This window comes from Nocardia sp. NPDC058633, assembly GCF_042717045.1.
GTDB lineage: Bacteria > Actinomycetota > Actinomycetes > Mycobacteriales > Mycobacteriaceae > Nocardia.
Genome location: NZ_JBHXRA010000004.1, coordinates 86,229 through 108,297, shown reverse-complemented (window position 1 = coordinate 108,297; position 22,069 = coordinate 86,229). Strand labels below are relative to the sequence as shown.

Annotated in this window: 22 protein-coding genes; 14 read left to right on the top strand and 8 right to left on the bottom strand. The window is 66.9% G+C overall.

The window, feature by feature from the left end; genetic code table 11:
• Window positions 1-126: 126 nt before the first annotated feature.
• Together ACFWUR_RS06340 and ACFWUR_RS06335 are read right to left on the bottom strand one after the other, a co-directional pair.
• Window positions 127-720: a hypothetical protein gene (locus tag ACFWUR_RS06340; protein WP_378902793.1), complete on the bottom strand. Its 594-nt coding sequence runs from the start codon at window positions 718-720 to the stop codon at window positions 127-129.
• A gap of 149 nt (window positions 721-869) precedes the next feature.
• Entirely contained in the window at window positions 870-2,975 is a 2,106-nt protein-coding gene (locus tag ACFWUR_RS06335; RefSeq protein WP_378902790.1) for an MMPL family transporter, read from the bottom strand.
• A gap of 92 nt (window positions 2,976-3,067) precedes the next feature.
• Here ACFWUR_RS06335 and ACFWUR_RS06330 point away from each other — a divergent pair, with 92 nt between their 5' ends.
• On the top strand, window positions 3,068-3,583 hold the full coding sequence (locus ACFWUR_RS06330) for a MarR family winged helix-turn-helix transcriptional regulator (RefSeq protein WP_378902787.1): 516 nt from the start codon (window positions 3,068-3,070) through the stop codon (window positions 3,581-3,583).
• A 116-nt stretch (window positions 3,584-3,699) separates the two neighbouring features.
• Here the strand turns inward: ACFWUR_RS06330 and ACFWUR_RS06325 are convergent, their stop codons facing one another.
• Window positions 3,700-4,107 (bottom strand): hypothetical protein, encoded by a 408-nt coding sequence (locus tag ACFWUR_RS06325; protein ID WP_378902784.1) that lies wholly within the window; start codon window positions 4,105-4,107, stop codon window positions 3,700-3,702.
• Window positions 4,108-4,574: 467 nt separating this feature from the next.
• Between ACFWUR_RS06325 and ACFWUR_RS06320 the strand changes: the two genes are divergently transcribed.
• From ACFWUR_RS06320 to ACFWUR_RS06270, 11 genes are all read left to right on the top strand, one after another.
• The gene (locus tag ACFWUR_RS06320; RefSeq protein ID WP_378902781.1) at window positions 4,575-5,432 is read left to right on the top strand and encodes an MlaE family ABC transporter permease; all 858 of its coding nucleotides are present in this window, start codon (window positions 4,575-4,577) and stop codon (window positions 5,430-5,432) included.
• Between the two features lies 1 nt (window position 5,433).
• Entirely contained in the window at window positions 5,434-6,294 is an 861-nt protein-coding gene (locus tag ACFWUR_RS06315; protein ID WP_378902778.1) for an MlaE family ABC transporter permease, read from the top strand.
• Window positions 6,295-6,304: 10 nt separating this feature from the next.
• Entirely contained in the window at window positions 6,305-7,723 is a 1,419-nt protein-coding gene (locus tag ACFWUR_RS06310; protein WP_378902775.1) for an MCE family protein, read from the top strand.
• Between the two features lies 1 nt (window position 7,724).
• Window positions 7,725-8,747: an MlaD family protein gene (locus tag ACFWUR_RS06305; protein ID WP_378902772.1), complete on the top strand. Its 1,023-nt coding sequence runs from the start codon at window positions 7,725-7,727 to the stop codon at window positions 8,745-8,747.
• Window positions 8,744-9,775, top strand: coding sequence for an MlaD family protein (locus tag ACFWUR_RS06300; RefSeq protein ID WP_378902770.1), 1,032 nt, complete (start codon window positions 8,744-8,746; stop codon window positions 9,773-9,775). Before ACFWUR_RS06305 ends, ACFWUR_RS06300 begins: the two co-directional genes overlap by 4 nt.
• Window positions 9,775-10,848, top strand: coding sequence for an MCE family protein (locus ACFWUR_RS06295; protein WP_378902767.1), 1,074 nt, complete (start codon window positions 9,775-9,777; stop codon window positions 10,846-10,848). The genes ACFWUR_RS06300 and ACFWUR_RS06295 overlap by 1 nt, the downstream gene beginning before the upstream one ends.
• A complete protein-coding gene (locus ACFWUR_RS06290; RefSeq protein WP_378902765.1) occupies window positions 10,845-11,924 on the top strand; it encodes an MCE family protein in 1,080 nt (359 codons plus the stop codon). Before ACFWUR_RS06295 ends, ACFWUR_RS06290 begins: the two co-directional genes overlap by 4 nt.
• Window positions 11,921-13,117 carry an MCE family protein gene (locus tag ACFWUR_RS06285; protein ID WP_378902763.1) on the top strand — a complete coding sequence of 399 codons (1,197 nt, stop codon included), beginning with the start codon at window positions 11,921-11,923 and terminating at the stop codon, window positions 13,115-13,117. Before ACFWUR_RS06290 ends, ACFWUR_RS06285 begins: the two co-directional genes overlap by 4 nt.
• A gap of 24 nt (window positions 13,118-13,141) precedes the next feature.
• Window positions 13,142-13,693: a hypothetical protein gene (locus tag ACFWUR_RS06280; RefSeq protein WP_378902761.1), complete on the top strand. Its 552-nt coding sequence runs from the start codon at window positions 13,142-13,144 to the stop codon at window positions 13,691-13,693.
• Between the two features lie 209 nt (window positions 13,694-13,902).
• The gene (locus ACFWUR_RS06275) at window positions 13,903-14,976 is read left to right on the top strand and encodes an oxygenase MpaB family protein (RefSeq protein ID WP_378902758.1); all 1,074 of its coding nucleotides are present in this window, start codon (window positions 13,903-13,905) and stop codon (window positions 14,974-14,976) included.
• Between the two features lie 18 nt (window positions 14,977-14,994).
• A complete protein-coding gene (locus tag ACFWUR_RS06270) occupies window positions 14,995-15,210 on the top strand; it encodes a hypothetical protein (protein ID WP_378902755.1) in 216 nt (71 codons plus the stop codon).
• Window positions 15,211-15,278: 68 nt separating this feature from the next.
• Here the strand turns inward: ACFWUR_RS06270 and ACFWUR_RS06265 are convergent, their stop codons facing one another.
• The gene (locus ACFWUR_RS06265; protein WP_378902752.1) at window positions 15,279-15,971 is read right to left on the bottom strand and encodes a TetR/AcrR family transcriptional regulator; all 693 of its coding nucleotides are present in this window, start codon (window positions 15,969-15,971) and stop codon (window positions 15,279-15,281) included.
• Between the two features lie 334 nt (window positions 15,972-16,305).
• Between ACFWUR_RS06265 and ACFWUR_RS06260 the strand changes: the two genes are divergently transcribed.
• Both ACFWUR_RS06260 and ACFWUR_RS06255 read left to right on the top strand, forming a co-directional pair.
• Complete coding sequence (locus tag ACFWUR_RS06260) at window positions 16,306-16,812, top strand: pyridoxamine 5'-phosphate oxidase family protein (protein WP_378902749.1); 507 nt, start codon at window positions 16,306-16,308, stop codon at window positions 16,810-16,812.
• A 246-nt stretch (window positions 16,813-17,058) separates the two neighbouring features.
• The gene (locus ACFWUR_RS06255) at window positions 17,059-18,432 is read left to right on the top strand and encodes a cutinase family protein (protein WP_378902746.1); all 1,374 of its coding nucleotides are present in this window, start codon (window positions 17,059-17,061) and stop codon (window positions 18,430-18,432) included.
• 73 nt (window positions 18,433-18,505) lie between these two features.
• Here ACFWUR_RS06255 and ACFWUR_RS06250 read toward each other — a convergent pair whose 3' ends face one another.
• From ACFWUR_RS06250 to ACFWUR_RS06235, 4 genes are all read right to left on the bottom strand, one after another.
• The gene (locus ACFWUR_RS06250; RefSeq protein ID WP_378902743.1) at window positions 18,506-18,721 is read right to left on the bottom strand and encodes a helix-turn-helix transcriptional regulator; all 216 of its coding nucleotides are present in this window, start codon (window positions 18,719-18,721) and stop codon (window positions 18,506-18,508) included.
• Between the two features lie 200 nt (window positions 18,722-18,921).
• Window positions 18,922-19,896 (bottom strand): helix-turn-helix domain-containing protein, encoded by a 975-nt coding sequence (locus tag ACFWUR_RS06245; protein WP_378902740.1) that lies wholly within the window; start codon window positions 19,894-19,896, stop codon window positions 18,922-18,924.
• Window positions 19,897-20,057: 161 nt separating this feature from the next.
• Entirely contained in the window at window positions 20,058-20,690 is a 633-nt protein-coding gene (locus ACFWUR_RS06240; RefSeq protein ID WP_378902737.1) for a GNAT family N-acetyltransferase, read from the bottom strand.
• Window positions 20,687-21,865, bottom strand: a complete 1,179-nt coding sequence (locus ACFWUR_RS06235; RefSeq protein WP_378902734.1) for a ThiF family adenylyltransferase — start codon at window positions 21,863-21,865, stop codon at window positions 20,687-20,689. Before ACFWUR_RS06235 ends, ACFWUR_RS06240 begins: the two co-directional genes overlap by 4 nt.
• Window positions 21,866-22,069: the final 204 nt, after the last annotated feature.

Below are 22,069 nucleotides of genomic sequence, written 5' to 3'. Positions count from 1 at the left end.
GCTGCATCGATGCTAGTGAGGGCGGAATTTTCACCGTGGCCCACTCCCCACCGGTGAGATCGGCGTCGCACTGGACCGGCGCCGGAATCAGCCGGTGTGCGACCTCACGTCCCTGCGCGCGTCGGTTCAGAACTTGCCCGTGTGATGTTCGATTCGGTGGCCCAGCCGGTCGGTGAACTCGGCGATGAACTCGTCGGTCAGGGGTGGCCAGCCCCAGAAGTCGAAGGCGAGGGTGCCGAGGGCGAAGCCGTCGTCCCATTTCCAGGTGACAATCGGGCTCGCCGTGGCGCAGGAGGCGCAGGAAACCGCGCCTTGCCCGGATTCCTTCCATGCGTCGATCGCCTCCGAAAACGGTTGCCACACCGCGGGATCGGCTTCCCATGCCCGCGGGTAGTCGATGATGACGGTGGCCGCTCGGCACTGTGGACATATCGCGGTGGCCGGTTCGACGGCGCCCTGACCGCTGTAGTGGGCGTTCCTGCCGACGATCACGGCGACCGGGGCGGGGATCCAGTCCTCGCCCCAGTTCTGGACTATCTCCGCCCACTCGGGGCCCGCTACATATCCTTCGTCGACCTGGAGGCTGTACATCGCCTCGCCCGAGGTTTCCCGAAGCAGCCAGCCCCGCGTCACCATCCAGTCGACCATTCGCTGCGCCACCGCGCCCGCGTCGTCCGCGGCCACCTCGAGATCGACGATCCTTTCGAAAAAATCACCCACCCCCGCATCCTGCCACCGAGGACCGACACTGTCCCCGGTCCGACGGTGCCCGTCGACGACACCGCAGTCAGGTGGTGGCAGCCCGGCCGACCAGAACTGATCGCAGTGTGGCGCACAGCGGGTTGCCGACCTCGGCGACGGCGCGGCGATCAGTCCACGGCTGCGGTATCAGCTGTAACAGGCTGCGCCCCTTGCGCTTTCGCAGGGGTTCCCGGCCACCACACCTTGTCGCCCAGGAGCGCGAACAGTGCGGGAACGACCAGCGTACGCACGACGAAGGTGTCGAGCAGGATACCGATACCGACCACGATGCCCAGCTGGGTCAGGGTGATCAACGGCAGCACGCCGAGAACGCAGAACACCGCGGCGAGCACGACGCCGGCGCTGGTGATGACGGCCCCGGTCGAGGCGACGGCGCGCACCATTCCCCGGGTGGTGCCGTGCGCGCCCGCTTCCTCGCGAGCCCTGGTGACCAGGAAGATCGTGTAGTCCACGCCCAAGGCGACCAGGAACAGGAAGCCGAACAGCGGCACGTTGGTGTCCAGTGCGGGGAAGCCGAAGACCGTGCCGCTGATCCAGCTGCCCGCACCGAGCGCGGCGAGCGCGCTCAGCACCGTGACACCGACGAGCAGCACGGCGGCGGGCACCGCGCGCAGCAGCGCCAGCAACACCAGCAGCACGACGGCCAGGATCAGCGGAATGACCAGCGCCTGGTCTCGGCGGGCGGCGTCACGGATGTCGAGGGCTTCGGCGTCGGCGCCGCCGACCAGCGCCTGGGCGTCGGGAACCGCGCCGACCGCCGTTCTGATCGCCGCGATGGTGGTGAACGCTTCGGACGAGCCCGGTGCCGCGTCCAAGACGACCGACCACCGCGTTGTGCCCTCCTCGGAGGTGCCGGTGGCCGTCGCGCGCGAAACGCCCTGCACGCCGTCGAGTGCGGACTGTATCGGTGCGGTGCTCGCGCTGCGCGCGATCACCACGGCTGGATCCGACGAGCCGGACGGGAAGTGTTCGGCCATCGTCTCGAGCCCGTCGACCGACTCGGCCTCGACCCGGAACTGCTCGGTTTGCGAGAGCCCGATGTCGGTGGTCGCGAGCCCGGTCGCGAAGACGATGAGAACCGCCGAAGCGGCCCCGGCGACGACGGCCGGGCGTCGCACGACCTGCTTCGCCACGCCCGCCCAGACGCCCTGCTCGGCCGCATCGCGACCGTCGGCTCGCGGCACGAACGGCCAGAACACCCGCCGTCCGCACAGCGCCAGGGCGGGCGGCAGTGCGGCGAGCACGAAGACCAGCGCGACCACGAGTCCGGCAGCGGCGAACGCGCCGAGGCTGCGGGTGTTGGGCAGCATCGCGAGCAACAGGGTCAGCAGGGCGAGGACCACGGTGAGATTGCTGGCGACGATGGCGGGCGCGGCACGACGCACCGCGGCGCGCAAGGCCTCTCGATGGTCGGTGTGGCGATGCAGTTCGTCGCGGTAGCGCGACACCAGCAGCAGCGCGTAGTTCGTTCCCGCTCCGAACACCAGGACGCTGGTGATGCCGGACGTCGAACCGTCGAACGAGAGCCCGGTGAGCTCGGCCAGCAGTGTGCCGACGCTGGTGGCGACCCGGTCGGCGAGGCCGACCACCGTCAACGGCACCAGCCACAACACCGGCGAACGGTAGGTGACGATGAGCAGGACCATCACCACGAGCGCGGTGACGATCAGTAGCAGCGCGTTCGCCCCGGAGAAGGAGTCGGCGATGTCGGCCCCGAACGCCGGACCGCCGGTGATCTGCACGCGCAGGGTATCGGGGAGGTCGGTGGTGACGGCGAGACGCAGTTCGTCGATCCGATCGGTGAGCGCGAAGCCGTTGAGCTCCGCGGACACCGGAATCTGGGCGAGCGCGGCGCGACCGTCGGGAGCGACAACGACCCGGGCTCCCTCGACCGAGGACTCGCCGGCGCGGGTCAGCGCCGCGTCCACAGCGGCGAGATCGGCTGGTGTCAGTGTGCCGTCGTCGGTGCGCGTGGCCACCATGATCGCGGCGGCCGTTCCGGCGTCGGGAAACCGCGCGGCGGCTTCGGCGGCCTCGGCGGATTCCGCCGATCGCGGCAAGGACACCGGCGCCTGGCCCGCGCTGTCGTTGCCGCCCGCCAGCGCCATCACTGCCATCGCGGCGGCGACCACGACGAGCAGTATCGCCCACGATCGTCGGCCGGTGACCAGCCCTGCGAACCGGTCCCAGCCGTTTCCGTTGCTCACTCGCATCACGGGGAAACTATTTCAGAAACTTAAGCAATAGGCAAAGTCTGCGGTCCCGACAGCTAAACTCCCTGTCGAACAGAGAGAGGAGGCCGCGCGTGGGTGAGGACACCACCGACACGGACCCGGCCGCCGACAGGGCAGCGCTGGAGACCGATATCGCCCGGGATCTGCGTGCATTGACCGCTGTCTCCGAACAGATCGGCCACGTCTTCGCGCGGTCGAACAACTTGCGCCCGAACGATTTCCGGGCCCTGATGCATGTCGCGACGGCCGACGCCGAGGGCTCGCCGGTGAGTGCGGGCCAGTTGAGCAAGTTGATGGGCGTGTCCGCGCCCGCGGTCACCTACCTGGTCGAGCGCATGATCGAAGCCGGGCACCTCGAACGCGTACCCGATCCGGCGGACCGGCGTCGGGTCCATCTGAGCTATACCGAGCAGGGCATGTCGGTCGCGTCCGGCTTCTTCGGTCCGCTCAGCGCCCGCACCCGCGCCGCGCTCGCCGCCCTGCCCGATGCCGACCTGACGGCCGCCCACCGCGTGCTCGTCGGCGTCACGACCGCCCTGCGCGAATTCCATGCCGAGTTCCCGGAGTCGGGGCGAGCGCCGACCTAGCCCGCCCCTCCCCCGCGCGGCCGAACCACGTCCGTTTGTCATGATCGGACGCGGTTCGCAGGCACATCGGGCGGCTCGTAGAGTTCGCCCTCAGCCGTCGCTCCTCCGTCGAACGGTCAGTTCGCGGCCCTTGTGCCGAGCTCGATGTCGACATAGTCGCCCGCGCCCGAACTGCCCGCCCCGCCCTTCTCGGCCATGCTCCCCGCTGAACCGGCCGCACTACCGGAGTACTTCGCCGCCGAACCCACGGCACCGCTGCCGGTCCCGAGCGTCGACAAGGCAGTGCCCGCGCCGGGAAACAGGCCCGCGAGCGCGCCTGCGGCGGCACTGCCGGAACCGAGGGCTCCAGCCAGGGTCCCGGCCGTGGAACTCCCCGACCCGAGGGCAGCGCTTCCGGAGCCGGCGGTGGAGCTTCCGGAGCCGAGAGTGGACAGAACGCCCGCGGATGCCGGCGCACCGGCGACGACAGTGAACGAGACGCCGACGGCGAGCGCGGCCGCGTATTTGAACATACGTGCAGTCATGTGACGTGTTCCCTCGATGGTCCGCGCCCCTGGCGCGGAGTCAGCAGTGATCGAAACGGGGATCGGTGCCGCCGGAGGGGGCCGGAATTCCAGCACCCGTCCGACACCCCACGAGCCCCCGACCCGTGAGATTCCGGGCGGACGATGACCGCCGCCCGTCGACGTTTCAATGTTGCGTTCATTGTCACACTGAATCAAGGAGCCTTCTGGCGAACAGTCGATGAACCAACGGGGGCAAGTAACCCAGACACTTGTCCGGCCGCGCGACGCCGCATCGATATCAGGCTCCGACATCACACCCCCATCGACCGATCATGGGTCAAATCGCAAACGGTGCACACAACTTCTTGCTACAGTCCCAGACAGCTGACTACGGGTGCGTAGATATGTTGTAAACATCCGTGTAGATCAGGGGTCAGATTCGGTCGCGCACCTCGGTGACCGCTGTGAACACGGGGTTGGTCAACATGGTATCGATAGACAACAAGGCAACCGTACCAACTGATTTCGAGCTCATCGTTCGCTTTTGCCTGGACTGGTGGCGCGACCACCCACGACAATCGGTCGAAACCGCGGGCCGTCAGGTCACCATGGGGTGGGAGGCCACCGCAGAGCTGGTCCGGGCAGTGGCACACCGCCGTTTCCCGCTGTCGGAGTTCCTGCGCCAGAGCTCGTTCATGGCAGGTGTCTCAGCCACTCCGACGCTTCTGGTCGCCATCCCGATCGCGGCCATCGTGTCGATCCAGATCGGTTCGCTGGTCAGCCAGGTCGGCGCGACCACCTTCATCGGGGCGGTCAACGGTCTCGGCATCATCCGCCAGGGCGCACCGCTGGTGACCTCCTTGATGATCGCGGGCGCGGTCGGCTCATCGATCTGCGCCGATCTCGGTTCGCGCACCATTCGCGAGGAGATCGATGCCATGCGCGTGATGGGTGTCGACCCGGTCCGCAGGCTGGTCGCGCCGCGCCTGCTCGCCGCGGTGCTGGTGAGCGTTCTGCTGTGCGGGTTCGTGGTGTTCATCGGGTTCGCCACCGGCTACATGTTCAACATCTTCGTTCAGGACGGCACACCCGGTTCCTACATCAGCACGTTCGCCTCGTTCGCCGTCGCGAGCGATTTGCTGGTCGCGCTGGTGAAAGCGGCGGTGTTCGGCGCGCTCACCGCGATCATCGCCTGTGATTGCGGCCTGAACACCAAAGGTGGCCCGGGAGGCGTCGCGAACGCGGTGAACTCCGCGGTGGTCAGCTCGGCGATCGTGTTGTTCGCGGCCAATATCGCGCTCACCCAGATCTACAACACCCTGTTCCCGTCCAAGGTGCTCTGAGATGGCGAACTACCTTCCGCCCCTGCTGCGCCCGATGCGCGCGGCCAAGGTCGCGACAACCCCGCTCACCGAGGCGAACGCGCGATTGGGACACCAGGGCGTCGTCTTCGTGCAGGCGTTGCTCGCGATCCCGTTCGTGCTTCGCCACTACCGCAAAGAGGTCGTGCGGCTGATCATCGACGTCACCTGGGGCAACGGCGCACTGGTGGTCGGTGGCGGCACGGTCGGCGTGATCTTGATCCTGTGCGGGTTCGGCGGCATCACCGTGGGCATGGAATCGCATTCCGCCTTGGATCTGCTCACGATGAGCCCGCTCACCGGCGCGATCTCCGGATTCGCCACCACTAGAGAGCTGGCCCCGCTGCTGGCCACCATCGCCTTCGCCGCGCAGGCAGGCTGCCGGTTCACCGCCCAGATCGGCTCGATGCGGATCGCCGAGGAGATCGACGCGCTCGAGTCGATGGCGATCCGCCCGCTGCCCTACCTGATCACCACCCGCATGCTGGCCGCCGCGGTCGCCATCCTGCCGCTCTACAGCGTCGGTATGGCCACCGCCTACCTCGCCACCAAGATCACCGCGTACTTCCTGGGCGGCAACGGCATCGGCACCTACGACCACTACTTCCACCAGTTCCTCGATCCGGGCGACATCGTTTACTCGGTCCTCAAGGCGGTCGCGTTCGTGCTCGTCGCCACCTTCATCCAATGCCACTTCGGCTATATCGCCGCGGGCGGGCCCGAAGGCGTCGGGGTCGCGGCCGGGCGCGCGATCAAGATGACGATCATCGTCGTCGTCTTCCTCAATCTGCTTCTCACACTCGCGATCTGGGGCGTCGACTCCGGCATCCGGATCTCCGGATAGGGGGACTGTCATGTATCCGGATCCCAGTGGACGCGGCTGGTCGCGCGGGCGGCTCAGCGTAGCCGGCGCCGCGATGGTGCTGAGCATGTCCGGTGTCGTCGCGCTGCTCGGGCTGCGCTACGCGGGCCATTTCGAGCAAACCGTCGCGGTGACGGCACGGATGACCAGCACCGGCGACGGGCTGCCCGCTCGCGCCGACGTGCGCTTTCGCGGGCTGCTGGTCGGCGCGGTGTCGGAGGTGGAGATCGCCGAGAAAGGCCTGAGCCAGCGGGTGGCCCTCGACCTGGAACCCGCTGCCGCCGCGGCCATTCCGGCTACGGTGACCGCTCGTGTCGTGCCGGCCAACATCTTCGGAGTCACCTCCGTCGAACTCGTGGACAACGGCCCGGCCCCGACACCGTTGCGCGCGGGTGCCGTCGTCGAGCAGGACACCAGCCGCGCCACCGTGGCCCTGCAGACCACGCTGACCACGTTGCGCGACGTCCTCGACCGCATCCAGCCCGCCAAGCTCGCCCGAGTGCTGGCCACGCTGGCCGAGGCGCTCGACGGGGACGCCCGGCTGCCCGGCTCCACGATCGAACGTCTCGACCAGTGGATCACCGAGGTCCGCGCGCTGCCCGGAATCGGCGAACTGCTCGGCGATCTCGGCGCGGCCACCGCGGCGGTGAACCAGTCGGCACCCGAGCTGGCCGATGCGCTCGGCAAATCGGTGCAGACGGCGCACACGATCACCGTTCGCCGCAACCAAGTGATCGCACTGCTCACCTCGGCGGGCGCGGCCACCGATGCGACCCAGGCACTGTTCGCCCGCAACCCCGACGCGGGCAAGGAACTCGTCGTCGGACTGGACGAGACATTCGGTGCGCTCGCCGCGGATCCGTCGGCGCTGACCGAGACCGTTACCGCGCTCGGCGATTCCCTGAGCCGCCTTGCCACCGTGTTCAACTGGGGACCCAGCAAGCAGATGCAGTGGGACGTCACAGTCTCGTTCACACCGTTTCGCCAGTACACCGCGGCCGACTGTCCGCGGTACGGCACCCAGGCCGGACCACGGTGCGATACCGGCAGCATCCCGGATTCCCCGGCGCCACAGGCCTATCCGACGCAGCTGATCCCCGGCTGGCTCGCGTCGGCGGGGCCCGCGCCGATTCCCACCGTCCCCGCTCTGCCCACCCTGCCCGATATCGCGGCGCTGCCGAACATCCCCGGCCTCTCGCTACCCGGTCTGGTGATCCCCGGCATCACCGCACCGGCGAGTTCCACCGCGCAACAGCCCGGCCACCGCGCCGGACCGGTGTCGCTGACGGGGCCCGCCGCGGTGGCCGCGTTCCTGGGCAAGCGTCCGAACACCACCCAGCAGCTCCTGCTCGGCTCCGTCCTCACCGGTGCGACCGTGACGGTCGCGCCCCCGTCTCCGGGAGGTCACTGAGATGCGCACCCGCACCATTCATTTCGGGCTCGCCGTCTTCGTCACGCTGGCCGTGATCGCGACGTACACGATCTGGTCGACCCTGCAACGTTCGGTGCCGGGCGACACCCATCGCTACAGCGCCACCTTCACCGACGTGCTCGGCCTGCGCACCGGCGACGACGTGCGGATCGCCGGAGTGCGAGTCGGCCGGGTCGACGCGATCGACCTGGTCGATCGTCGCCATGCCGAGGTGACGCTGTCGGTGCAGTCGCGCCAGCACCTGAGTACCACCACGAAAGCGCTGATCCGCTATCAGAACCTGATCGGCCAACGCTATGTCGCGCTGGCCGTGGGCGAGTCGGCGGGTGATCCACTCCCCGCGGGCGGCTCGATACCCCTGGAGCGCACGGAATCCTCCTTCGACGTCTCCACCATGCTGTCGGGCTTCGAACCACTGTTCAGCCTGCTGCAACCCGACGAGGTGAATTCGCTGTCGGAAACCCTGGTGCAGGCGCTACAGGGTGACGGAGTGTCGTTGTCGGCCTTGATCACTCAGGCCGCCGCGCTGGCCACAACCTTCTCCGAACGCGACGAGATCCTCGGCGCGGTGATCACCAACCTCAGCGATGTCATCACCAGCCTGGCACACCGCAGCGGCGAGCTCGAAACCCTGATCACCCAGTCCCGCGCGCTGGTCAGCGGGCTGTACGAACAAGGCGAGGTGCTCAAAGGCTCGGTCACCGGGATCGCCGAGTCGACAACGAAACTCACCGACCTCATCACCAGGGTCGCACCGGGTATGGCGCAGGCGCAGCACCAGGCGAGCGAGGGCGTGGACCTGCTGCTGTCCAACGGTGCGCGCCTGGACCAGTCGGCGATCGAACTACCGCTGATCCTGGCCGGGCTCGCCCGGATCAGCGGCAACGGCACCTACGTCAATACCTATGTCTGCAGCCTGGACGTCTCGCTGTGGGGCGTGCTGTTTCCCCGCGGACTGTTCTCCCAGGTCGGCGGCAACGAACACTCGGAGGTCTGCCGATGATCAAATACCTGTTCACCCTTGTCCGCACGACCCTGCGCGATGCGTTCGGCAACCGGAACTTCACCCTCGGGATCGCGGCGGGGGTCACGGTGCTCCTGCTCATCATCGGATCCGGGATACTCGCGCGCGCCCACCTCGGCGAGGACACCGTCCACGCGGAGTTCGCCCAGGCCGCAGGCCTGCGCACCGGCAACAGCGTCGACGTGGCCGGAATCGAAGTCGGCACGGTCACCTCGGTGCGGCTCGAACGTGACCGCGTCCTGGTGACGATGAGCGTGCGGCCCGACCTCGATGTGGGCCACGACGCGAAAGCGGCGATCAAGATGTCGACCATCCTCGGCAAGATGCACGTCGAGCTCGATCCGGGCACCGATGGGCAGCTCGTCGGTGCCCGTATCCCGTTGTCGGCCACCACCGTTCCCTACAGCCTGGCCAAAGTCGTGAACGATCCGAAGTATCGCAATTCCTTCGAGCATCTCGAGCGACTCGATCCGAACGCGCTGCGCGCCGGCTTGGACGCGGTGAGCACGCAACTGGGCGATTCACCGCAGCTCACCGCGCAGGCGCTCGACAGTGTCGGCGCGCTGGCCAAGGTGATCGCCGCCCGGCGCGACGAGGTGGACCAGTTGCTGGGCAGCATGGATCAGGTCTCCGGTCTGATCGCCGACAACCAGAACAGTGTGCTGGTGCTGCTGACCAATGGCCAGGCGATCGGCGACGCGGTCGTCGCGCGCCGCGATCTGATCAGAGAGCTGCTCGACAACATCGCCGCCGCCTCGAAGATCCTGCAGGACATGGGCGTCGACGACGGCGGCAGGCTCGGCCCGCTCATCCACAACCTGAACACGATGTCGCAAGGCCTGGAAAAGAACCGCGAACACCTCGACGCGCTGTATCAGGTGATGCCGGTGGCGGTCCGCCAATTCAACAACTCGTTCGCGCAGGGGCCCTACGGCGACATCTACATGCCGTGGCTGTTCCCGGACAACTGGCTGTGCCTGGCCGACGCGGTAGAAGGGTGCAAATGATGCGCAGATTGCTCCAATGCCTCGCGTTGGTGATCACCATCGGCATCGGCACGGGCTGTTCGGCGATCCCGGTATCGCTGCGCCCCGATGCCGTCCACCTCACCGCGGACTTCGAGGGTGCCGCGGGCCTGTTCGTCGGCAATGACGTCTCGGTCCTCGGGGTTGCGATCGGGCGGGTCGACGCGATCGAACCCAAGGGAGCCTTCGTCGAGGTCAGGATGACCATCGAGCCGGGCATCGAGCTGCCCGCGGACGCCATGGCCGCCCTGGTCTCCCCCCAGCTCATCACCAACCGTCACGTCGAATTGACCCCCGCCTACACCGGCGAGGGGCCCACCCTCGCCGACGGCGCCCATATACCGCTGGCGCGCACCAGGACTCCGGTCGAGCTCGACCGGATCCTGCGCAACTTCGAACAACTCGGCGAAGCGTTGAAGGGCGACAACGCGGACGGCCCGATGGCCAGCCGGGTGCTGTTCCCGATGCTCGACGGCAACGGAGACCGAATCCGCGAGACCCTCGACGCCCTCTCCACGACGTTCGAGGTCTCGCTGGCCAATCGCGACCAGATCTCGCGCACCATCGTCGAACTCAACGAACTCACCACGATGATCGCCGGAAACGACCAGACCGTGCGGGACTTCAGCGGTCGGCTGACCGAACTCGTCGCGCTGCTCGCCGAACAGGCGCCGGGCCTGGCGGCGGTCCTCACCCAGGTGAACGACTTCGTCGCCAACACCTCGACGGTGCTGGCCGAGAACCGCGCACCGCTCACCGACGCGGTGAACCGCCTGGTCACCATCACCGGCCAGATGCGCGACAATGCCCGCGGCCTCACCGAGATCGTCGACGTGACGCCCCTGATGGCCGACAACTTCGCCCGCGCGGTCAGCACCGACCAGCGGGCGCTGCGGCTACATCTGCTCACCGATAAATCGTTGCTGGACAACGAAACTCTATCGCTGCTGTGCGAGCGGGCCGCCCTGCGCGCCGACGGGTGCCGCACGGGCAAACTCATGGACTTCGGACCGGACTTCGGTCTGACCGCCGCACTGCTGGGACTGTCGGAATGAGCAGAGCCACCCGACTCACCGTCACCGCGCTGGCCGCGCTCAGCGTCAGCTCGTGCACGGTCACCGTCGACAACGTCCCGCTGCCACGCCCCGGTGTCGACGGACCCTCCTACCGCCTGCACGCGGTGTTCGACAACGCACTCAACCTGCCCGAACGAGCCAGGGTCAAGATCGGTGGCACCGATGTGGGAGTCGTCACCAAGATCGACACGACGAACTTCCTGGCCGATGTCGAGCTCGAGGTGCGCCGCGACATCGCGCTACCGCAGGGCACCCGTACCGAACTGCGGCAGCCGACCCCCTTGGGCGACATCCACATCGCCATCGTGCTGCCCCAACACCGCCCCGGCACCCCGTTGCTCACCGACGGCGATGTCATCGACCGCGAACACACCTCGGCGGGCGCCTCGGTCGAGGAGTTGATGATGGCGATGTCGATGCTGCTCGACGGCGGAGCGATGAACCAGGTCGCCCGGATCACCTCGGAACTGAACGCGATCGTCGGCGGACGCGGCCCCCAGCTGTCGCACCTGCTCACCGAGCTCACCGCGACGCTGAGCGCGCTGAATCAGCGCACCGGTCAGATCGATTCGGTCCTGCACGGACTCGACGGACTCACCTCCACCCTGCGCGCCCGCAAAGCCGAGCTCGGTCAGGCCGCCGATACCTTCCCCGATCTGATCGCCGTGGTCGCCGAGAACAACCGCGCCATCGCCGATCTCACGACGAAGGTGTCCACGGTGACCGCCGCGCTGGGCGATTTCACCTCGACGACCGGCCCCGCATTTCTCAGCCTGTTCGACAGCGTGCAGGCACTGATGACCGGATTCACGCGGATGGGGGACAACTTGGGCACCACGCTGGACAGGCTGAACACACTGGGCCCGATGGCGCGCACGTCGATGCAAGGGTCGAGTCTGGCGGTCGCCGCGCGGATCTCGTATCTGGACATCGGCGCACTCACCGACGCCGAGGGCAGCAGGTTGCCCGACGGCACCGACGTGACCGCGTTCATCGGCAGCCTCGCCCAGGTACTGGCTCGGGTGCTCGGCCGGTTGCAGGGAGGCCACCGGTGATCGAGCGCGCCGCTACCCTGATCGTCCGGCTGGCACGCTGGGCCGAGCGCCACAAGACAGCCGGGGCCATGCTCGGCATGATCGGGCTGCTCGTCATCGGATCCGGCTACATCGCCGTCGACGTCGTGGGCGTGCGGCCACTGCACACCACCTACACCGTGCAGGTGCGGCTGGACAGCTCCGGCGGCCTGCTCCCGCACAGCAACGTCACCGTGCGCGGGGTGCGGGTCGGCGCGGTCCGTGCCATCGCGCTCGACGGTACGGGCATTCTCGCCGAGGCCGAGATCGACAGCGCCACAGCGATTCCCGTCGGCACACCGGTCGCGATCGGGCGGCTTTCGGCGGCGGGCGAACAGTATCTGGACTTCCGGCCGTCCACCGGCGAGGGCCCCTACCTCGCCGATGGCGCGACGGTGGCTGCCGATCAGGTGAGCACCCCGGTCACGATCGACTCGTTCCTGGACAACACCGGTGCTCTCATCGCCGGGATGAACCCGCAGCGGCTCACGGTGATCGTCGACGAACTCGATCGCGCGCTGCGCGGCGGCCCCGATGTGCTGCGCACTGCGATCAGCGGTCTCAGCCAGGCGATGACCGGCCTCACCGGGCTGCTCCCGCAGACCACCCAGCTGATCCGCAATCTGCAGGTCATCGCCGACACCACCGCGCACGCCCAACCCGACCTCGCCACCCTGGTACGCGGGTCGAGCGCGCTGTTCGACCAGATGAACGCCGCCGACAACGAAGTGCGCGAACTTCTCGACGACGGGCCGGGCAGGCTCACCACGCTCGGCGGCGTTCTCACCGAGACCAGCGACCCGTTGACCAGTCTGGTGACCAATTTCGTCGCCATCACCCGAGCGGCCCGCTTGCGTACACCCGCCATGTCGGCCCTGTTTCCCGCTCTGCGCGCCGGCGTTGTCGCCCTCGGTGTACCGGCCCACGACAACGCGTTCCACACCATGGCAGACATCTGGCCGCGCCCCACCTGCGAGTACGAGACCGTCCCGGTCTCCCCCGCCGAGGTCTCCGACGGCCGCGGCCGCCTCTACAACTACTGCGTCACCAGCCATCCCGAGCTGCAGGTCCGCGGATCTGCCAACGCGCCGCGCCCCGCCGGACCCGACAACGGCTCGGGCCCACCACCCGGCGTCACCGGCGACGAACTGTCCGTCCCCTTGCCCGCCAACTGACTCCTACCCACCGAGGACACACCCATGACCACCGACGACATCCACCCCGAACCCACCGAACCGGCTACCCGAACTCGGCGAATCACACTGCACCGCATGGTGATTGCGTCCGCGGCGACCATCACGACCGCCGCCGTCGCCGTCGCTTCGGTCCTCGCCGTGGACAACCACCACATCCGTGCCCGCGAACAGGCGCGCGACTCCGCACTCCAGGCAGCCTGCACCTACGCCCCCACGCTGGCTCGCTACGACGCCAAGGACCTCGACACCTATTTCGCCGCGGTGCTGGCGGGCGCCACAGGCAGTTGGAAGACCGAATTCGACGCCACCAGCAGGGATCTGCGCGAGGTGCTCACCCAGGGGCAAGTGGTCTCCACGGTCGGCGAGGTCACCTGCGCCATCGAGTCCGCCGACGAGACGTCCGCGACAGCGGTGGCCGTCATCGATCAGACCATCACCAGCCTCGGCACCAAGGGCGAGCCCACTCCCGGACAGCTCTCGGTGAGCATGTCGCTGCGCAAGGACCTCGACCGCTGGCTGGTCAGCGAAGTCAGCACGCCGACGCTTTCTCGCTGATCGACAGCGATGCCAGGTGACCGAAAGCCCCCCGCCGGTAGCGAAATTGCGCGTCCGTCTGGCATTTTCGGTCGAGTTTCGGCTGAAAATACCGCACGAACCGTAGCGGCTGACGGTGCGCACTGATATCGTCTTACTTGAAAATTACACGCGAGTAGTAATTGGTTCGATCAGCTCGCGACCGACAGCAAGAAATTTGGGAGAACCGCATGGCAGCAATACGCGAATGGTTGTCGCTACCGGAGGTGACGCCGGCCGAGGACTACGGATTCTTCGGGCCCGATTCTGTCGCGTGGCGGGTGTGGAGTTACCCGACCGGATTGACCATCGGATTCCAGCGAGCAGTCGTCATCGAGGAACTCGACCCCGCTCTGATCGCGGCGGTGGACACGACCAGTGCGATCTACAGCCGCCCCCGCACCCGCTACGACCGCACCTTGCGCTATTTCGCCATGGTGATGTTCGCCGACAGCCGGTCGACGGCCAGCGCCGCCGACATCCTGGTCAAGATCCATTCCAAGGCCGTGGGAATCGATCCCGTGACCGGGAAGTACTACGACGCGAACGATCCGCAGTCACAGTTGTGGATTCACCTCACCGCGTGGCATTCCCTGCTGATCGCCTACGAGAAGTTCGGGCCGGGGCGGCTCAGCGCCGACGACGAATCGCAATACTGGCACGAATGCGCCAGGGCCGCCGAACTCCAAACCTGTGACCCGGCAGACGTTCCCCGGACCCGCGACGGCGTCGCGCAATACTTCGAACGCATGCGGCCGCAACTCATCGGCTCCGATATCGCGAAGAAGGCGATGAATCACCTTCTCGACGCCGAGGTGATGCTGCCACCGATGCCGCTCGTGCTGCGACCACTGTTCAAGATCGTGGCGGCATTTCTGCGCCGCGGAACACTGGCCACCATGCCGCGATGGATGCGGGAGATGGCCGGATTACCGACCGGACGCGTTCTCGATCTCCTCGTCCTGCCCTGGCTGAGCGCGGCAATGACAGTGGTCAGCCTGAACACCCGTCTGCAATTGCTGCTGCTGCAATTGATCTCCCCGACCACGGTGCCGGTGGCGGCACCGATGTTACTCGCAACAGTGCCGACGAATCCGGTGACGATGACACCTCGACAGGCGCAGAAGAAGTACGGGTACGACATTCCTGCACAAGCCCATCAGGCCCTGCGCGAGAAGCAACGCAACCGGGTCTTGATGGACGGCCTCGCCCCCTCCGACGAGGGGCTCATCGAATCGCAACCGATCCTCGGCGACATCGCCTGAGACGAACAGAAAGCGACAGTGTTGACACAGCTACTGGAACGCCGGATCAGTATCCGCCAGATGATGTACCTCGCAATAGCAGGTGGCATCCCCTATTTCGCGATCGGCTTGATCTGGTTGTTCACACACGACAGCCACTTGGGCGAATTGGACGGGCTGGACCGATTGTTCTCCACGATCGGCCAAGTGGTCGCCTGGCCCGTACTGATCATCGCCGATATCCACCTGCGTTGATCGATCAGCAGAAATCCGCTCACCGTATGACGGTGAGCGGATTTTTGCCGATATCGCTCGACGCGACCTCAGCCGGATAGGGAATTGCTGTCGGCTGTCCCCGCCGATACCGCACCGGACTCGGTGGGCAGCGTTCGCACCATCGACCGGACGGTGGCACGCAACCTTTCGGGCGGAAAGCGTTGCGGGTCCGACAACACCATCCGCCCCAGCACTTCGGTGAAACCGAGCATGACGTGCGCGATCAATTCCACGTCGACCTCGTGCGGGCCACCACGCACCGCGAAACCCGCGGTCAACAGCTCGACGCACTGATCGAGGAGCTTGTCACGGGCAGCACTGAGCAGCTCGCGATAATCGGTCGGCGCACCGTCGCTGTGCAGCAGGATCAGGCGCCAGCGCGTCGGTGTCGCGGCGACGGATTCGAGAAAGGCCATCACCGCTGCGACGTACTCGCGATCGGGATCGGATTCTTGCAGGTCACGTGGCATGGCCGCGAAAACCTGCCCCATTCCGCGTGAATGTTCCCGGTGCAGCAGGTGCGCCACCAACTCCGGCGCGGTGGGATACATCGCATACAGCACCGGCTTGGCCACGCCGGCTTCCCTGGCAACCGCCTGCATGGTCAAATTCACGAGCCCGGCATCCCCGACGACACGCAGTGCGGCGTCGAGCAGCTGCGTTCTACGCTCATCCGGCGGAAGTCGGGGCCCGTTGCGGCGCTTCGGGCGAGCGTTGGTCGACATGCTCTCGGTACTCACCCTCGCATTATCTCCCACACCCGAAGCGGTCGTCGGCGATCGCCGGGAAGAACCGCCGACCGCGACCGGCTCGATGTGTTCATTTCAGCACTCGATATTTCGCATCGACGCCCGCCTGCTTTCGTCCACACACAATCCAGGATTCAATTCGGCTCAGCACGAATGCTCGACTCAGCACTAATGCGGCGGATCCGACAAGCCGAACCTTGAGCTGGTCGAGGACAGCGCGGCGCGATCGGCCCACAGCCGTACCGACCAGCGAAATACTCGCGTTCGGGATCGCCGAGCGCGGTCGCTCGATAGGGTCGGCACAAAGATCGAACCGGAGGTGAACATGGGACTCAACCAGCGGGCAACGGTGCAGATGAGCGCGGACGAGATCGCGCGGTTCCTCGACCGCAGCAGGGTGCTCACCTTGGCCACCCTCGACGCCGAGGGGAAACCGCATCTGACAGCGATGTGGTTCGGGCACATCGACGGCAAGATCTACTTCGAGACCAAGGCGAAGTCGCAGAAGGCGGCCAACCTGCGCCGCAACCCGACCCTCACCTGCATGGCCGAGGCGGGCGACACCTACGACCAGTTGCGCGGCGTGTCGATCGAAGGAACAGGGCATCTGATCGAGGATCCCGCGGACGAGGAGTACTGGAACGCCGGAATCGACGTCTTCCGGCGCTACGTCGGTCCCTACACTCCGCAGGCTCGTCTACTGGTCGAGTCCATGATGCACAAACGCATCGTCGTTCGCGTCGAGCCGACACGGATCCGCTCCTGGGACCACCGCAAACTCGGTCTGCCCGCCATGCCGCTCGGCGGCAGTACAGCTGACGTTCAACCCTGATCGGCGTTCAGCGGGTCTGCCGAGGCGATGAACATCTCGTCCGGCTTCCGCGACAAGGTCGGGCGGTCGACGATCACGCGCGACGCCGTGCGGCCCGGTGGACCCCGCACTGGATCTGAAATGAAAATGTGTCTGAAAGTGTCGACGAAACCGACGGCGAGTGGCGACAATTGGCCATGACGGTTCGGCGCGGTTCAGACCTTGTCGCACCGTCGTGAATCTCCTTCGGCAACAGAGGAATTGACGATGAGTTGGTTGTCGAGATCCACCGCCGCCACGTTGGTTGCCGCTGTCGTCGCGGTCGGGACGGCGGCGGGCGGCGGCGCGCGAGCGGAATCACCCGGCGCGCAGCCCTGCACCCCGTACACGGCAATTCTCGCGCCGGGGACCTGGGAGACCACGCCTGACGCCGACCCCGACGTGCCCGTCGGCATGCTCCGGCCCGTCGGCGATGGCCTGCAACGGCAATTCGGCCGTGACATCACGGTGCTCTATGTCCCGTACGCCGCGAGCGCTTTCGATCTGGGCCTGAGTTACGCGCAGTCGCTGAGCACCCTGGAATCCCGCTTGCTCCACATGATGCGTGGCCTGTGTAGCTCGACGCGGGTCGTGCTCGCCGGCTACAGCCAGGGTGCGGACGGCATCGGCGATCTCGCGACCGCGATCGGCAACGGCGACGGCCCCATCGGTGCCGATCGTGTGGTCGGTGTCGGGCTACTGGCCGATCCGCATCGGGATCCGAATACCACACTCTCCCTGGGCAATCCGCAGCCCGGCCACGGCATAGCCGGTTCGCGGAGCCGGGATTTCGGTGCGTTGACCGAGCGGGTTCGCACCTTGTGTTCCGACGGCGACCTGTACTGCTCCCTCGATGCCGCCACCTCCCCGTTCCTGGCCGCGTTGGGCCGGGTCCTGAGCGGTGATCCCACCCCGATCGCGAACGTCGTCCCCGCCACGGTCGATCCCAGCAGCCTGATCGCGCAAGCCGTCACGATGGGCGCCGGCTGGACCGCCACCGCGGCGAATCTGCCTGCCATTGCCGACTACCTCACCCGCCTCCCGGAGTTCGTCGCGGCGGGTGACATTCGGGGTGCGCACCGGACCGCCACTGCCCTCAACGTTGCTCTGGCCCCGTTGGTCGAGGCCGCCGCCGGTGTAGACCGAGTCCTGATCGCCCAGGTCATCCGAGCAGCCGCCGCCTCCGACCCCTCCGGTTGGACCGCGGGCGTCAGCGTCATCGCCGACGCTCTCCTGCACATCGACCTTCTGAGCATCGCGGAAAGAGCAGGCCACATGCAGGAAATCCTGTGGCGTGCAGTCGAATCCCTCGATCGCAACGACCCCCTGGCCGCAGCCGCCGAGCTGGCGATCTTCGCCACCACCGGCGCCGACCTCACCGGCTCCGTCCTCGGCCCCGTCGCCGCCGGCTTCCGATCCGACCTCCACGCGACCACCCGAACCCTGCTCAGCATCACCGACCCCGCCACCGTCGATGAGCTCGTCCAACTGGCCCGCCAAGGCGTGGACATGGCCAACTTCTACGCCTCCGCCGCCCACATCGACTACGGCGACGATGTCCGCCTCCTCCTGAACTACCTGAGCGCCCAAGTCGTTTCGTAGCGCGTCGGAGCCCGGCGAACACTCGCTGTCGCGTCGACTCGATCTGGATCGAGCCGACGCGACAGCATTCAGATCAGCACGACACCGCGCCCCTGGCCGAGTTGTCGAGACGCACCCCTAGAACTCTCGACAACTCGCCCATATTGTCGGCACTGGGTGTCACCACATCGCGTTCCCAACGGCTGACCTGATTTCCGTCCGCGATTCCGATCCAGTCGGCCAATTCCGCCTGGGTGAATCCGGAGGCCATCCTTGCCGCCCGAATAGCTTTGCCGATCGTCGTGGACATGGTCTCCCCTCTCTCTCGATACCCTCGGCACGGACTGCATCGGCGCGGGTGCCCGTCGGCCAACCCTCGTACTCCTGATGCGGTCTCGCGCAGCCACATTCGAAAGATATCGGTGAATCGGCCTCGGAAGGAGTCTGTGACTGCACGGCAACTGACTCTGCACGCACAAACGTGCTTGCAGCCGGGCGCGGAGTCTTCGGCTACTTCGGTGGGGTGTCCGCATCGGTCGCACTGCGGCGCCAGTCCCGTGGCGTCATGCCGAATGCTTCGCGAAATCGCCGGGCGAAGTGGGCGGCGTCGCGGAAACCCACAGCACCGGCCACCGACGCGATGGACCGGTGAGCGTAGCCCATGTCGATCAGCATGTCGCGGGCCCGGACCAGGCGTTGTTCGATGATCCATTGCTCGAGGCTGATACCCGACTGTGCGCAGACCTTGTACAGGTGCCGAACGGAGATGTTGTTGGCGGCGGCGATACCGGGGATCTTCAACGCCGAATCGGACAGGTGTGTCCGCACATACCCGAGGATCTGCTCGATCAGCAGTTGCTCCGGAATGGCGGCGCCGTCGCCCGGCCCGCGACCGGCCGCCGAGATCAGTAGCGCCCGAACCATTTCCAGGCACGACTCACCCACAGAGGCGGCGGCCGGGTCGGTTTCGAGCTGGTCGGCGATCCTGACGAGATGCTGGATCTGCGCCGTGACCATCGGATACAGCGGCGAGGCCGCCAGTCGCCCGTGGGCCGCGACGATCGTTTCCGCGGAAATGCCGAGGCGCTCCCTGGACAGCTGCAGGCACAGCGTTCCGCCGAGACCGTGCCAGCCGGAGGCGAACGTGGTGGCCAGGTCGATCACTTCGCAGGCGCCGGGTTCGATCAGCGTTTGCGCACCGAACTGTTCGTGCCTGCGGACCTGTCCGTTCTGCACGGTCACCGTCAGGGTGTCGCTGGGCGTGGATCGCTCATGCCGACTGGTTCGGCAGACCTGGTGGCCGGAGACCTCCGAGCGGGTGAGCGCGATCGGACCCAGCATCCAGGCCTGGTGGCGGCTCACCACTTCGGCCGGCGAATCCCACATCTGCAGGTTCGCCCCGATATCGGCTTCCTGCAGAATTGCGGTCACCGCCTCCCGCCGGTCCGCCGGCGTGAAGTAGTCGGAGTCGATCAGCACTGCCATTTGTGATCTCTACTTCGGATTCGCGCCGGCGACGGTGTCTCGCCCGTCGCCGGCCGCTGCGCGTTTCGGGTGGTGGCAATCGGCAAAGATGATTGCCCGGGCCTGTAGTCGGCGATGCTATCGCGCCGTGGCGCGGCCGGGGCCCGTTTCGGCAGGGTTCCTCACCGACCCGTGGTGGCGTGTTCCCTTGCCGTGGTGGGCCGTAACGCCAGGATTCGTCGTTCGGCAGGTGTCGCCGTGGCAGCCCATTCCGGCCGCAGAGCCGCGTAGGTGCACACGTCGCGCCACCGGCCCTGGGTCCGGTACAGCTGCCGCAGCCGCGCCTCCGGCGTCAAGCCCACTCCCGCCATCACCGTGTCCATCACCGGATGATCGTGTCGGTGCCCCGCCCATACCCGGTGAATCCCGAGCGGCCCGAAGGCGAATGCCGCCATGAGCCGCCCCGCCTCGATACCACCAGCGCGCAACGCCCCTTCCGGAACCACGACCAGTCCGCCGAGCATCGCGTTGCTGCCGAAATCCTCTACCAGCAGGCCGATGGTGCCGACCATGGTGTCCTCCCCCGGTGCCGTGATCGCCAAGGTGTACTTGCGCCGCGGACTCTCACCGCGCGAGCGCAGGGCGGTATCGAACGACGCCGCGGCCGCCCGGACTCCCATGCTGTCGGTGCCCATGTACCGGGTCAGGTGCGCGTCGGTGAAGATCCGTTGATAGACGCCCAGATCACCGGCACGCAGGTCACGCAACCGCAGCCGCGTGCCGACCAGTTCCACGTTGCGCAGGTCGATCGTCAACGGACTTCCTCCATCGCCCGCACGAATACCGGAGCAATCCGTCGACCTGCCGCGGGGATGAGCTCGTCGAGGTCGATATAGGTCCGCCCCGACCCGATCAGCTCACCGAGCAGAATCCGGCGAGCCGTGTCGGCCACCAAGGCGCCGCCGAGCATCACCCCGGAGGCGAGTTGCGGCCAGCTGGACAGGCTGCGGCCGATCTCACCGACAGCGTCTCGCATCGCCGGACTCAGCCGCGGTTCGTCGACCACCGCCAGCAGAAACGACAGCAGCTCACCCCGATCCATCCTCGCGACGTCGGACGAGGTCGTCGCGCCGGTGCGGCCGTGGAACAGCGGGCGATGGGGTTCGAGATCGAAGCGCTCCACATCCAGCAAGCCGCGATCGTTGGCGTCCATCAGCACCGGGATCCGTCGGCGCCGCGCGCACTCACGGGCAGCGACTTTCGCCCACACCGTGTCGCATTCCTCCACCAGCAGATCCAGCGGTCGGGTGCCGCCCACTCCATCGAAGAACGACTCGATCGACTCCTCGGTCAACCCGTCCGTGAACACCTCGATGTCGAGATAGGGGTCGATCTCGAACATCTGACGCGCCGCCAGCACAGCCTTGGAAACCCCGAGATCACCCACCCTTGCCCGCAGCCGGTTCAGATTCGACAGCCCGAGGGTGTCGAAGTCGGCCAATCGGAACGATCCGCCGACCCCTTCCATCGCCAGGGTCACCGCCGCGCTGTTGCCCACCGACAGCCCGATCACACCGATCCGCCGCTCGCGCAGGTCTCGCTGCTGCGCCCGGTCGATCTTGTTGCGATTGCGATCTGTGCGCACCCGCTGAAAACCGTTGCGCGGCAGCACATGCACCAACCGGCCGCTCCACGGATAGAACACCCACGTTCCCCACTGCCACAACGGGGTCCCGCCACAGATCCGCCGACGGGACGCTGCCAGCGACCCCGCCGAATGTACGAGGGCAGGATCCTCGCAGCGGATCAGTTCGTCGAGCTGATCTTCGATCGTGTCGTGCACCGCACCGACAGAACTCGACGCTGCCAGCGCTTCCAGATCACGCAGTCCTTCCGGGCTCGACGCATCGAGCAGCACGGGACGGAAATGCGATGTTGCGGCGCCGGGCGTGAGAACCTCCGGACGCGAGACCGAGCGATGCCGAACCATGTGTGCGCAAACCTCCGACCCTCGTGAGGCGAACGGAGACCCGCTCGTCTCTGTCGACCAGGACGCGCAAAGGATACATACAGCACACTTTCAGCTAACCGATCTCCGGTCCACCGGCATGGCGCGGCCATACCCGAGCCAAACTGGGTCTATGACCGATCCATTCGGCGCTACAGGCGGATCGGATCCATCACATTTTCGCGG

Bases quoted from the DNA above. Each gene is read 5' to 3' on its own strand.
- ACFWUR_RS06335 (WP_378902790.1), bottom strand. From the start codon at position 2,975: ATGCGAGTGAGCAACGGAAACGGCTGGGACCGGTTCGCAGGGCTGGTC.
- ACFWUR_RS06325 (WP_378902784.1), bottom strand. From the start codon at position 4,107: ATGACTGCACGTATGTTCAAATACGCGGCCGCGCTCGCCGTCGGCGTC.
- ACFWUR_RS06320 (WP_378902781.1), top strand. From the start codon at position 4,575: ATGGTATCGATAGACAACAAGGCAACCGTACCAACTGATTTCGAGCTC.
- ACFWUR_RS06315 (WP_378902778.1), top strand. From the start codon at position 5,434: ATGGCGAACTACCTTCCGCCCCTGCTGCGCCCGATGCGCGCGGCCAAG.
- ACFWUR_RS06310 (WP_378902775.1), top strand. From the start codon at position 6,305: ATGTATCCGGATCCCAGTGGACGCGGCTGGTCGCGCGGGCGGCTCAGC.
- ACFWUR_RS06305 (WP_378902772.1), top strand. From the start codon at position 7,725: ATGCGCACCCGCACCATTCATTTCGGGCTCGCCGTCTTCGTCACGCTG.
- ACFWUR_RS06300 (WP_378902770.1), top strand. From the start codon at position 8,744: ATGATCAAATACCTGTTCACCCTTGTCCGCACGACCCTGCGCGATGCG.
- ACFWUR_RS06295 (WP_378902767.1), top strand. From the start codon at position 9,775: ATGCGCAGATTGCTCCAATGCCTCGCGTTGGTGATCACCATCGGCATC.
- ACFWUR_RS06290 (WP_378902765.1), top strand. From the start codon at position 10,845: ATGAGCAGAGCCACCCGACTCACCGTCACCGCGCTGGCCGCGCTCAGC.
- ACFWUR_RS06280 (WP_378902761.1), top strand. From the start codon at position 13,142: ATGACCACCGACGACATCCACCCCGAACCCACCGAACCGGCTACCCGA.
- ACFWUR_RS06275 (WP_378902758.1), top strand. From the start codon at position 13,903: ATGGCAGCAATACGCGAATGGTTGTCGCTACCGGAGGTGACGCCGGCC.
- ACFWUR_RS06260 (WP_378902749.1), top strand. From the start codon at position 16,306: ATGGGACTCAACCAGCGGGCAACGGTGCAGATGAGCGCGGACGAGATC.
- ACFWUR_RS06255 (WP_378902746.1), top strand. From the start codon at position 17,059: ATGAGTTGGTTGTCGAGATCCACCGCCGCCACGTTGGTTGCCGCTGTC.
- ACFWUR_RS06250 (WP_378902743.1), bottom strand. From the start codon at position 18,721: ATGTCCACGACGATCGGCAAAGCTATTCGGGCGGCAAGGATGGCCTCC.
- ACFWUR_RS06245 (WP_378902740.1), bottom strand. From the start codon at position 19,896: ATGGCAGTGCTGATCGACTCCGACTACTTCACGCCGGCGGACCGGCGG.
- ACFWUR_RS06235 (WP_378902734.1), bottom strand. From the start codon at position 21,865: ATGGTTCGGCATCGCTCGGTCTCGCGTCCGGAGGTTCTCACGCCCGGC.